Origin of the sequence: Myxococcus sp. AM011 (assembly GCF_013372595.1) — a bacterium.
GTDB classification, from domain to species: Bacteria; Myxococcota; Myxococcia; order Myxococcales; family Myxococcaceae; genus Myxococcus; species Myxococcus eversor.
On the sequence record NZ_JABXEM010000098.1, the window covers coordinates 23,998 to 35,934 of the forward strand.

Below are 11,937 nucleotides of genomic sequence, written 5' to 3' on the forward strand. Positions count from 1 at the left end.
GCGCGCATGCAGCCGTCCGGTGAGGCCGCGTGGCCGGAGTCGATCCGGCCGCTTTATGAGGGAGTGTCGGGCACGCCCGATGCGGAGGCGGTGTCGGCGTCCTCGCAATGGACGGAGTCCTTCGCGCTATGGGTGCGAGGGGCCTCGCTGGAGGAGCGCAACCAGGCGCAGCTCGCGGCGTGGGAGCGCGTTGCCTCGGGGGAACGAGGGCTCGCGGAGTTGTTGTTCCTGGTGGGCTCGTGCAGCGAGCTGCTGTGGCCGTATGCGGCGCCGCCGACCGGGCTGCTGGAGCGCTTGCTGACGCGGCGGACGCAGATGCTGGAGGTGCTGCGCGCGGCGGGAGACGCGGAGGTCGCCACGCGGATTCGTCGGGAGACCGAGGACTCCGTGTCGACGGTGCTGACGCGCTACCTCAAGCGGCATCCGGACTCGCTGGCGACGCTCGTGGGGGACGTGTCGTGCACGTTCGATGGGCGCGCGCTGCGCTTCCAGGACACGGTGGAGGTGGACCTCAAGCGGGTGATGGCCACCGGCGCGAAGGCCATCGGGATGCTGGAGCAGCTTCGCGCGCTCCTGCCGGCGACCGCCGAGGCGGGCAGGGACAGGCTCGCGGACTTCATCCGGACGCGCGCCTCGCGGATTCCGTGGCAGGAGGCCTCCGAGGTCCTGGCCGAGCGGCTGTTCGCCCTGGCGACGTCACCGGAGGGCCGCGGAGCGATGCGCGGCTTCCTGGCGTGTTATCCGAATGGCCGCAAGGAGCCGGAGTGGTGTGCTCGCGCGGGTTTGCTGCTGGCGCGGACACTGGAGGTGGGCGGGCCGACGTCCGTGGTGGAGAACCTGTGCGAGCTGCTCGCGCGGTTCGATGCGCCGCCGGTGGATGGGCTGCGCGGTGCGATGGGCGCGCTGGTCGGCAGCGACTTCGAGGTGGCGGCGAGCCTGGAGCCCGTGCGCTTCGTGCTCGACCACTGTCAGGCCACGCTGCGCAAGGGTGAGCCGGGGCTCGTGCTGGCGCTGGTGTGGCTGGAGGAGCGGCTGTTTCGCGCGGCGGTGCGCAAGGGCCTGGCGGACGCGTTCGAGCGGCGCAAGCGGACTCGGGCGAAGCTGGAACCCCTGGCTCCTGGCTTCGTGCAGTTGTGCTGGTTGGCGGAGGAGTGCGCGGACCTGTGGCCTCGTCTGGTGGCGGTGGATGCGCGACCGGGCATGGATGAGCTGGCGGCGTGGCGCGAGGACGTGGCGGAGCGGGTGGGGCGCAAGCCCATGCTTCGCAAGGCGGCCATCGAGTTCTTCCTGTGGTGCGCGCCGGATGCGGCGTCGTCCGAGGCGGAGCTGACGGTGCTGTCGCTGCTGCGCACGGAGACGGACCGACGACAGGTGCGAAAGCTGAAGGACCACCCGTCATCGCGGGTCCGGTTGCGGGTGCGCACGTTGCAGCGGTGGCTCCAGGGCACGGGGAAGGAAGGGCCCGCCGTGAAGCCCACGGGGGCCGTGGCTCCGGCTTCGTTGACGGAGGCGTTGCGGCATCTGCATGTGACTCGTGCGGTGCCGCTGGCCGGGCGGACGTGGCTGCGAGATCGCGACCTGGAGGAGTTGTTGCTGGGCGCGGTGACTCGGGTGGAGACGGACTTCGCCACGCGTTACCCGGAGCGGTTCCGCGAGGACACGGGAGAGTTGGTGGCCTCGCTGTTGGATGGGCTGAGCGGGGAGATGGGCCGCGTGAAGGCGGACCTGTTGACCTTGCTGGCGCAGGGGCAGCCTCTGCCGCTGGACTTCGAGCTGACGGTTCGCCGCGTGGCGGACCTCGTGCCCGAGGATCCGCTTCCTCTGACGGAGGGGCAGGTTCGTGGTGTGGTGGATGAGCTCGTTGCCACCATCGAGGGTTCGGGAGCCGTCGCGGCAAGCGGGGTTGCTACCGCGCGCGACGACGAAACCGTGGCGGAGGATGCGCAGCCGTCAGTGACGGCGCACTCAGACTCCACTCCGGACGAGGCCGCGCTAGAGGATTCGAGTGTGGCGGACGGCTGGGCGGCAGGTCCTTCCGAGGACGGCACTCTTGCTGTCTCCGCGTCCGATGGCGGAATGAGCGCGCGGGACATCGAGGGAGCAGAACCCCCCTCGGAGTCGCTCGCTGATGTTGCTCCTCCTGAGGGTGAACCGGGTGATGCGAGCGCACCGGGCATCCATGAAGTGGGGCCACTCTCGGAATCGCTCGCTGAAGTTGCTCCTCTCGATGGTGAACCAGGTGATTTTGGCGCACCGGACCTTGAGGAAGTGGGGTCACTTTCGGAGCCGCTCGCTGATGTGGCTCCTCGTGACGGGGAACCGGATGAAGTGCTCGCACCGGACCTCCGGGAAGCGGAGTCACTCGCTGACGTTGCTGCGTCCGATGGAGCCGAAGAAGCACAGACTTCACCGGTGACACCCGTCGAGGGTCCACCCGACAGCACGGATGCACTGCCTCCGTTGCTCGCTCCGGTGACGACCTCCGCCGCTGAGTCACGATGGGTCGAGGAGGCAACGCCGACGGAGGCCCCAGTTCGTCCACGCGCGTCGAAGAGAAAGCGGGGCGCGAAGGGCGCGGCCACGCGCGCCACCACCGGACCCGAGGTGGCCTTCATCCTCGAAGCGAATGTCGACGGCTTCGTGCGCACGGAGCGCGCGGTGCTCGTGCAGGTGGTGAAGCTGGAACAGCGCGGTGAAGGACAGTGGTTGCCTCACTTCAAGCTCGGACGTGAGCAGCTCGACGGGATGCTCTCTCGGACCGACGCGGCCTTCTGTCTCTTCCTCGTGCCGCCCATCCCTCGCGCCGAGTGCTGGTTGCTCCCGGCCCGGCTCGTGCGCGAGCTGATGGAACACCAGCGCTCCCTGTCCGAAGTGTCACGTGAGACGGTGGCTCGCGCAGCGCGCTCCCTGGCTCACTGGTGGATGGACGACTTCGTGAGCCTCTGGACAGGGGATGCTCGGCCCTCGTTGCTGGAGCATGTGTCCGGTCACGCCAGAAACGGACCGGACTTCATCGTCCGCTGGTTGGTGCGGACGGGTACCCGCACCGAGAAGTCCTAGCCGACAGCCTCAGACCGCCAGCTCCAGCTCCACCTTCTCCATGTAGCCAGGCACGTAGGCGTTCCAGCTCTTCGCCTGCACGCGTCGCCGGAGCGCCTCCAGTGCCTCCGGCTCACCATGGACCAGCAGCGTCTGGCGCGGCGGAGAATCGAAGCCCTCCATCCAGCGCATCGTCTCCGTCCAGTCCGCATGCGCGGAGAAGCCGCTCACCGTTTGGATTTCCGCCGCCACCGGCACGCGCTGCCCGTGGATGAGGGTCTCCTTCTCGCCATCCAGCAGCCGCCGACCTCGTGAGCCCACGGACTGGTAGCCCACGAAGAGCACCGTGTTGCGCGGGTCCGGCAGGCGGTGCTTCAGGTGATGCAGCACCCGTCCACCCGTGGCCATGCCGGACGCGGAGATGATGACCGCCGGGCCCCGGTGCTGGTTCAGTTCCTTGCTCTCCTTCGCGGACGTGACGAACCGTGTCCGTCGCGTCGCCAGCGGAGATGCCCCGCGCTCCACGATGGCCTTCATCGTCAGGTCGTGCTCCTCGGGGTGCATCAGGTACAGCGGCGTCGCGTCACATGCCATGGGCGAGTCGACGAACACATCCACTTCCGGGATGCGCTTCGCCTCTTCCAGATTCCGCAGGTGGAAGAGAATCTCCTGCGTGCGTCCCACCGCGAACGCGGGAATCACCACCACGCCTCCGCGGTCGAAGGCGCCCGTCACCGCCTCGCACAGCGCATCCACGGGCTTCGTGTCGCGGTGCTGCCTGTCGCCATAGGTGCTCTCGACGACCAGCGTCGTGGCCGAGTCCACGCTCTGTGGGTCTCTCAGGATGGGCGCGTTGTAGCGTCCCAGGTCCCCGCTGAAGACCACGCGCTGACGCGTGCTCTTCAAGTCGAACACGCACACCGCCGAGCCCAGGATGTGGCCCGCCCGGTAGAAGGTGAGGGTGATGCCCGGAAGGATTTCCTTCGGCCGCTCGTAGCTGAAGGTCTCCATCAACTCCACCGCGCGCTCGGCGTCGGGCACCGTGTAGAGGGGCAGGGCGGGGCGGTGCTTGGAGTAGCCCTCCTTGTTCGCGTAGCGGGCCTCCTCCTCGTGCAGGTGCGCGGAGTCCGGGAGCAGCAACGCCGTCAAGTCGCGGGTGCCCGGCGTGGTGTAGATGGGCCCTCTGTAGCCTTCGCGAATCACCCGGGGGAGACCGCCGGTGTGGTCGATGTGGGCGTGCGTGAGGACGATGGCGTCGATGTCCCGAGCAGGCAGGGGCAGCGGCTCCCAGTTCCGTTGTCGCAGCTCCTTCTGGCCCTGGAAGAGCCCGCAGTCCACGAGGACCTGCTTGCCGTCATGCTCGAGGAGGAACTTCGAGCCCGTCACCGTTCCAGCGGCACCGAGAAAATGGAGGGAGGCCATGGGCGCATCCTACCGTGCTAGCGTGGGGCGCCCATGAGCATCTCCGAGCGGCCTCCCGGGGCGGACCGCACCCCCTCCAAGGGCGAGGACGCCCAGCAGACTCGGCCCACCGGTTCCGGCCGCCCTGGCTTCACCGGCGCGGTCCGTCGCTTCCGCTTCACCGTCCTGGAGGGCCCGCAGCCCGGGCAGACCAAGGACTCCAACGCGGATACCTTCTCCATCGGCTCGCATGCCCTCAATGACTTCGTCATCGAGGACCCCACCGTCTCGCGCTTCCACTGCGAGGTGCGGGTCGACCGCGAGGGCGCGCGCGCGAGGGACCTGGACAGTCTCAACGGCACCGTGCTCGACGGTGTCCACATCCGCGAGGCATACCTGCGCGGCGGCAGCGTGCTGCGTCTGGGCCGCGTCAGCGTGCGCTTCGACTTCAGTCCCGAGAGCAATCGCCTCCAGATCTCCGAGCGCACCTTCTTCGGTGAGCTGGTCGGCACCTCCGTCGTCTCCCGCGCGAGCTTCGCGCTGATGGAGCGCGCCTCCGCCAGTGACGCGACGGTGCTGCTCGAAGGCGAGACGGGGACGGGGAAGAGCCGCGCTGCCCTGGCCATCCATCGCGCGGGCGCTCGCACGGCCGGCCCCTTCCTCACCGTCGACTGCGGCGCCATTCCCGGCAACCTGCTGGAGAGCGAGCTGTTCGGCCACGAGAAGGGCTCGTTCACCGGCGCGCTCCAGCGGCGCATCGGTGCCTTCGAAGAGGCCGACGGTGGCACCATCTTCCTCGACGAAGTGGGGGAGCTTCCGCCCGAGCTCCAGCCGAAGCTCCTGCGCGTGCTGGAGCAGCGCGAGATTCGCCGCCTGGGCGCGAACACGTATCAGCCCGTCAACGTGCGGGTCATCGCGGCGACCCACCGGGACTTGCGCGCGGAGGTGAACGCGGGCCGCTTCCGGCCGGACCTGTTCTTCCGGCTCGCGGTGGTGCGCATCCTCATTCCCTCCCTGCGCGAGCGCCCCGAGGACATCCCCCTCATCGCCGAGCGCATCCTCGCCGCGTTCGGCGCCGAGCCCGCGCACGTCGCGGCCCTGAGCACGCCGGAGTTCATCGACCAGCTCCAGCACGCCGCGTGGCCCGGCAACGTGCGTGAGCTGCGAAACCACCTGGAGCGCTGCCTCGTGTTCCAGGACGCCATGCCGCCCACGACGGAGCAGGTGAGCTCGCAGGGCGTCCTCGGCAGCATGGTGGACCCGAAGCAGCCGTACGCGGAGGCGCGTCGCCGGGCCCTCGAGGTTTTCGAGCGCGAGTACCTGGACGCGCTGATGCAGCTTCATGGAGGCAAGGTGTCGCAGGCCGCTACCGCCGCCGACATGGACCGCGTGTACCTGTACCGACTGCTGCGACGACGCGGCCTGCGGACCTGAGCCACCTCAGTCGGTGGCTCGCTCCGCCACCACGCCGGGCGTGCCCCCCGTGGCCCAGCCTTCGAGCCGGGACAGCAGGCCGCCCACCAGTCGCCGACCTCCCCGCGAGTCCGTGGAGGGCTCGCCAGGCGCGGCATGGAGATAGAGCCGCGCTTCGAGCGCGTCGCCCGCGAGCCCCATCGCTCCGCCGAGGAGCTGCTGAGCCAGCTTGCGACACCCCTCGCGCTCGACGTCCCGTGCCGAGGACTCGGAAGGAAGCTCCCGCCATGCGAGGAGGGCATTGCCGCCTTCCATCGCCAACGTCCAGCCCGAGGACTCCAGCAGCGCGCGGCTCCACTCCAGGGCCTCGTCCCTCGCGTCCATGGCCTCGTCCGAAGGGTCCTCGAGTGACTCGCGGAAGCGCAGGTCCAGGTAGAGCCCCGCGGCCCACGTCGCCTCGTCCACGGACGTGAGCGAGGAGCGCAGCGCCGAGAGGAACGTCGCCACATCCGGCCAGCGCTCCTCGGGCCGCTTCGCCAGACACCGTCGGACCAGGGCCTCCAGTCCTTGGGGAACGCGCACGCTCTCACCCAACCGCGGTGGAGGTGCGTGCAGGTGCTGCTCCTCGATTTCGACCGCGCTTGCGCCGGTGAAGGGGAGCTTGCCGGTGAGCAGTTGGTAGAGGAGGACTCCCAGCGCATACAGGTCCGCGCGCGCGTCCACGGCCTGTCCGAGAATCTGCTCCGGCGCCATGGCCACGGGAGTGCCCAGCACCGCGCCCGCGCTCGTCAGGCCCGCGCTGCCTTCAACGGGCGCGACCTTGGCGATGCCGAAGTCCACCAGCTTCACGGTGAAGCCCTCCGCGCGCGGCAGGAGCATGACGTTCTGGGCCTTCAAGTCACGGTGCAGGATGCCCTGGCCATGCGCCTGGGCCAGCGCGCTCCCCAGCTCCTCCATCACCGTGTGGGCCTCCGCGAGCGAGAAGGGCCCTCGGCGCGCGAGCCATCGGTCCAGGCTCTCGCCCTCCAGCCACTCCATGGCGAGCCAGGGACGTCCGTCGCGCAGCTCTCCGTATTCGAGCACGCGAACGATGTGCGGATGGTGGAGCGCCTGGAGCGTGTCGGCCTCTTGCTTGAACCGCTTGAGGACCTCGCTCACGTGGTTGAAGTGGGCGCGGACCACCTTCACGGCCGCGAGGGTTCGCGTGTCCACGTGTGTGGCACGGTAGAGCGATGCGGTGACGCCGGAGTGGACTCGGGCCTCCACCACCCAGGGACCGACGAGGGCGCCCGGCTCCAGCTCGTCTCCGTAGAGCGAGACCTGGCCTTGGGTCCCCGCGCCATCGCGCTCGTTCATCTCCGCCATCCACTCTCCACGGTTCCTGCTAGCACGGGCCGGGCTCCTCCCGCCTCCCCTCCCTGCTTGGCACGAGCGCCCCGCCGGGAGCCATCCGACCAGTGGCCCGGGCCGAACTCGCACCGTCCGCCGCTGGACCCTCTATCTCCCGAGCCCATCTGTCACGAGCCCCCGCACGCGCTCGGTCCACAGCGGTGCCTCGTGGGCGATGTCCTCGACCTCGGCGACTCGGGCGCGCAGGGCTTCGTCATCGTCCGCCGCCCGGGCGGCTCGGGCGGCCCAGACGAGGACCTCCATCCGCTCGTCCGGGGTCATCCGCGTCCTGGCGGAGTCCACCCGGTCCTCCCAGAAGGCTCGGGCATAGGGGCGTTCACCCAGCGATTCATCGACCACGCGCCGCACCACGGAGGCCATGAGCTGGTCCGCTGGGGACATGCCCGCGAGCGACGTCGACTCCTCCAACCACGCGAGCTGCCGAGCCGTCTCCGCCAGGTCCTTCACCTCACAGCACAGGCGCGCCACCAGCAGCGCGTCCTGCGCCATGGAGCGCGGAAAGTACCGCTGGCTGAGGACTCCCGCGCGACGGGCGAGGGGCAACGCCTCCGCCGCATGTCCCTGGTAGCCCAGGAGCAGCGCGAGGTTGAACGCGGAGGTCCGCTCAATCTGCACGTTGCCCAGCTCGCGTCCCAGGCTGACGGCGCGCTCCAAGTCTCGACGTGCGCCCGCCGCGTCGCGCCGTTGGACGTGCAGCACCATCCGGTTGTTGAGCGTGACGCCCAGGTGCAGCGTGTCGCCCGTGGACTCGCACAGGGAGATGGCCTCGTTGAAGCGCCGCTCGGAGTCCTCGAGTTGTCCCGTCCATCCCAGCATCGCGCCGAGCATGGCCAGGGCGATGGCTTCGGTCTCCGCGTCGCGAGTCGCGCGTGCCAGCGTCACCGCTTCCTCCAGCGGGGTGATGGCGCCCGTGATGTCCTCGCGCCGCACGAAGACCCGGGCGCGAGCCATCGCATGGCGCGCAGCCATCTCGGAGGGCACGGGATCGCCCAGCAGTCGCAGGGCCTGCTCCTGCAACGTGATGGCGTCCTCCGTGTCATCACGCCAGTCGAGCGCGGTGGCTTCCTCCAGGAGCAGGTCCGCCTCCCTCACCACGGAGCCACGGGCGTGGGCGACACGTCGTGCCTCGCGCAGGTCCTCCAGTGCGTCGTCGATGCGCTGGAGCCGATAGCGAACGCGGCCCCGCCCCGACAACAGGTCCAGCTTGCGTAGTTCGTGGTCCCTCGGGAGCAGGGACAGCGCGGCCGAGTAGTGGCGCTCCGCCTCCAGCAGCCGGTGCCCGCGCCGGCTGGTCTCCGCCATCGCATGGTGAAGCTCCAGCGCGAGGAGCGTCTCCCCGGCGGCCTCGGCCCAGCGAGCCCTGCGCGGAGTGGGGACATCGGGGAGGGCGGTCAGCGCGGCGCCGCAGATGCGACGACGCAGGGGCGCGGGGAGCTGCGCGGCGAAGGCCTCGCGCAGGGTGGTGTGCTCGAAGCGCCAGCGTCGGGGGCCTCGAGCCTCCACCATCCCGAGGCGCGCCAGGCGCTCCAATCCCACGCCCGGGTCCATCGAGAGGTCCAGGTCTTCTTCCTGCTCCAGGAGCGAGAGCGTGGTGGACAGCTCCTCCCAGCGCACGTCGTCGCCCAGCACCGCCGCCACCTGCAGCAGCGAGCGCAGTCCGGACGGGAGCGCAGCGAGGCCGCGCACCGCCATCCGCTCGTCGGGGCTCGGGCTGTCCAGGCCTCGTGCATCCAGCGCTTCGGCCGCGAGGTAGCCGCCGCCTCCGAGGCGAGTCCGGATGGCCCCCGCCGCCCGCAGTGCGCGGACCAGCTCCACCAGTCGGAGGGGTGACCCGCCACACCGCTCCACCAACTCGCGCAGCGTCTCTTCGGCGGGCACGTCCACGCGATGGAGAAGCTCGCGCAGCACATCCCTCGCGGCTCCGTCCTCCAGCGGCGCCAGCTCCCGGCGCGCGGTGTCGGCGGAGCGCTCGCCGAGATAGGGACGCAGGCCCAGCAGGCGATGGCGGCCCGCGAGGACGATGCACAGCGGCGCCTGAACGCCCGCGAGCGTGGCCAGCTCCAGCGCATCCAGCGCCGTGGGGTCCAACGTCTCCGCGTCGTCGACGAGCAGCACCAGGGGCCGGACTTCAGCGAGCTGGCGCAATCGGGATGCGAGGGCTCGGGCGATGTGCTGCCGCCGCGCCGCCGGGTGCAGGGTGGCGAAGTCGAGCGTGAGGCCCGCGCCCTGGAGCAGGAGCTTCACGGCTTCGTCGGACGGCGTGCTGGGCGCGATTCCCAGCACGGTGGTGAGCAGGTTTCCCAGGCCGCTCTCGGTCGCGCTGGCCTCGTCGCGGTGGGCCTCCACGAGCACGCTGGAGGCCGCGCCCGCGTCCAACAGCTCTCGATGGAACTCGGTGAGCAGTCGCGTCTTGCCGAGCCCTTCTTCGCCCAGCAACGTGAGGAGCAGCGGCGCGCGGCGCTCGCTGATTCGCGTCACACCCTCGCGCAGCCACTTCAGCTCACCGTCGCGCCCGCGCAGAGAGGCGGCACGCGGAGGCTCCAGCTCCGTGGTGGGAGTCGGCGTGCGTCCGGGCTCGGGTTCCCCAAGGCTGGCCCTCGCCTCCGGGGTCAGCAGCAGCGTTTCGGTGGAGGCAGACATCGAGCTGTGCGCGACATCGAGGCCGGACGCGCCATCCCGAGTCAGGGGCAGCGTTTCGGCAAGAGCAGAGGACGACGTGTGCGCGGCATCGAGTCCGGACGCTTCGGCCTCTCCGGTCTGCGACTGGACGTTGGCGACGACGGGGGACGCTGGCCACCAGCGCTCCACGTGTTCGAGCGCGGCTCCACCCAGCACCAGCCGACCACCGCGCTCCCGTACACGCAGGAGCGCTCGATGCACCGCGCGCGTCGAGCCCGGAGGCAACACGCTCGCGAGCGCCTCCGCGGCCTTGTGTGCGGTTCGCACGCCTGCTTCCACGTCCGTCGCATGAGGGAACGCGAAGAGCGCGAGCCCCGCCTCCACCCGCGCCAGCTCCGCGCCGATGCCGGAGAGGTGCCCGTGCAAAGTGGGAACGTCGAGCGAGGTCCTCACGCCCAGCAGGGCGATCTCCCGCGACCCCGTCGGGCTGGCCTCGCTCCTCCGCGCGGAAGCTCCGCCGCTCTCGACACCTCCACCCGCGGGTCGCTGCTCCACCCTGGTGTGCTGCCCAATCATCGGCAGTCGTTCGAGCGCATCAGCCACCTCCGACGCCGAGGCCCACCGCTCCTCGGGAGCCTTCGCCAGCAGGCGAGCCACGAGCGCCTCTACCTCATCCGGCATGGCCGACGGCACCAGCTTCGCGAGTGAGGGAGGCCTGCGGGAGACATGCGCCTGGAGCACCGAAGCCGTCTCACCGACGAACGGCGGCCGGCCGCACAGCAGCTCGAAGTACACGATGCCCAGGCTGTAGAGGTCGGCACGCGCGTCGATGATGCGCGCGTCGTGACACTGCTCGGGCGCCATGTACTCGTGGGTGCCCAGTCGCTGCCCCGTCCTCGTTACGGTGGGGGCAGGGGCCTCGTCCTGGGCGGCTCCCACGCGCGCGAGCCCGAAGTCGACGAGCACCAGTCGCTCACCAGCGAGCATCACGTTCTCGGGCTTCAAGTCCCGGTGCACCACCGACGCGGCATGCACGCGCGCGAGGGCCCGCGCCAGGGCCACCATCACCGCTCGCGCTTCGTCCCATGGCAGGGCGCCCGGCCCTGGCAGCTCCGCCAGCCGCCGCGCCAGCGTCTGGCCTTCGATGAGCTCCATCGCGATGACGGGCTCACCCTCGGATGTGCGCGCTTCCCCCAGAAGCTCCGGGGTGAAGGGGGGACCGATGCGGCGGAGCGCTTCCAGCTCCCGCGCCAGGCGCTCGGACGCGAGCGGCTCCAGCACCTTGAGCGCCACGTGCCGTCCGTCCACCTCCCGGCGCGCGGCGTGGACCCGCCCGAAGCCTCCTCGGCCCAGGGCACGGCCCACGTGGTAGCCGGGAACGTCCGACGGGAGGGCCGGAGGCGTGCGCGGCGGAAGCGCGGCCGTGGGGTGGAGGGGACAGCTATCCACCACACGACGATGGCAGGAGGGACAGCGCATCGATGGCGGCGAGGGGAGGGAAGTCCGACGTGCGTGCGGGCCCGTCGCAGCATCGCCTCTCGGCGGCGCGGACGGAAGCCTCCCACCGGGGAACGGCCACCGCTTCCGGGGACGTCGGTGGGGCCGTCAGGCCGCCTCCCGGCGCGCACCCGGGCCAGGCTCAGTCACTCATCTCGGGGAGGTCCGGGAGGGTGTCCGGATCCAGCTTCAGGATGACGCACAACCGCGTCAGGGTGGAGATGGTCGGTACCATGACTCCGCGTTCCACCCTGGAGAGGACCTCCGGGGGCATTTCCAGGCGCTCGGCCACGACTTCCACGCCGAGCCCCGCCTGTTGGCGGGCGGCCTTCAGTGCCGCCCCGAGCACCTCGGCCCTTTCCGCGCGACTCGTCTTCATGGACGCGAGCATGACGCCATCCGGCCCGCTCGTCACCCAATTCACCACATGGCCACGGTCCGAAGCATGGCCTCCAACAGTGAATGGGGCCCTGGGGGATGGTGCCTCGGCCCTTGGCCAACGGAGGGGCGCACCGGAGTGGGGGTGGGCGCCTGCCCGGGCCATGCCCACGCTGGCGG

At 70.5% G+C, this 11,937-nt stretch carries 6 protein-coding genes; 2 read left to right on the plus strand and 4 right to left on the minus strand.

Going from position 1 to position 11,937, the window contains the following annotated elements; all coding sequences use genetic code 11:
- Positions 1–6: 6 nt before the first annotated feature.
- The gene (locus HUW62_RS48865; RefSeq protein ID WP_255203553.1) at positions 7–3,060 is read left to right on the plus strand and encodes a hypothetical protein; all 3,054 of its coding nucleotides are present in this window, start codon (positions 7–9) and stop codon (positions 3,058–3,060) included.
- A gap of 9 nt (positions 3,061–3,069) precedes the next feature.
- Here the strand turns inward: HUW62_RS48865 and HUW62_RS21315 are convergent, their stop codons facing one another.
- The gene (locus tag HUW62_RS21315; protein WP_163864443.1) at positions 3,070–4,461 is read right to left on the minus strand and encodes an MBL fold metallo-hydrolase RNA specificity domain-containing protein; all 1,392 of its coding nucleotides are present in this window, start codon (positions 4,459–4,461) and stop codon (positions 3,070–3,072) included.
- 33 nt (positions 4,462–4,494) lie between these two features.
- Between HUW62_RS21315 and HUW62_RS21320 the strand changes: the two genes are divergently transcribed.
- Positions 4,495–5,874 (plus strand): sigma 54-interacting transcriptional regulator, encoded by a 1,380-nt coding sequence (locus tag HUW62_RS21320; RefSeq protein WP_163864444.1) that lies wholly within the window; start codon positions 4,495–4,497, stop codon positions 5,872–5,874.
- A 6-nt stretch (positions 5,875–5,880) separates the two neighbouring features.
- On the opposite strand, the gene HUW62_RS21325 is transcribed toward HUW62_RS21320, so the two are convergent.
- From HUW62_RS21325 to HUW62_RS21335, 3 genes are all read right to left on the minus strand, one after another.
- On the minus strand, positions 5,881–7,218 hold the full coding sequence (locus HUW62_RS21325) for a serine/threonine-protein kinase (protein ID WP_240356240.1): 1,338 nt from the start codon (positions 7,216–7,218) through the stop codon (positions 5,881–5,883).
- 132 nt (positions 7,219–7,350) lie between these two features.
- The gene (locus HUW62_RS21330; RefSeq protein WP_240356241.1) at positions 7,351–11,331 is read right to left on the minus strand and encodes a serine/threonine-protein kinase; all 3,981 of its coding nucleotides are present in this window, start codon (positions 11,329–11,331) and stop codon (positions 7,351–7,353) included.
- A gap of 190 nt (positions 11,332–11,521) precedes the next feature.
- On the minus strand, positions 11,522–11,770 hold the full coding sequence (locus HUW62_RS21335; RefSeq protein WP_163864446.1) for a helix-turn-helix transcriptional regulator: 249 nt from the start codon (positions 11,768–11,770) through the stop codon (positions 11,522–11,524).
- Positions 11,771–11,937 lie beyond the last annotated feature (167 nt).

What these genes read in the sequence shown, in the direction of transcription:
- HUW62_RS21320 (WP_163864444.1), top strand. Translation starts at nt 4,495, where the DNA reads ATGAGCATCTCCGAGCGGCCTCCCGGGGCGGACCGCACCCCCTCCAAG.
- HUW62_RS21325 (WP_240356240.1), bottom strand. Translation starts at nt 7,218, where the DNA reads ATGGCGGAGATGAACGAGCGCGATGGCGCGGGGACCCAAGGCCAGGTC.
- HUW62_RS48865 (WP_255203553.1), top strand. Translation starts at nt 7, where the DNA reads ATGCAGCCGTCCGGTGAGGCCGCGTGGCCGGAGTCGATCCGGCCGCTT.
- HUW62_RS21335 (WP_163864446.1), bottom strand. Translation starts at nt 11,770, where the DNA reads ATGCTCGCGTCCATGAAGACGAGTCGCGCGGAAAGGGCCGAGGTGCTC.
- HUW62_RS21315 (WP_163864443.1), bottom strand. Translation starts at nt 4,461, where the DNA reads ATGGCCTCCCTCCATTTTCTCGGTGCCGCTGGAACGGTGACGGGCTCG.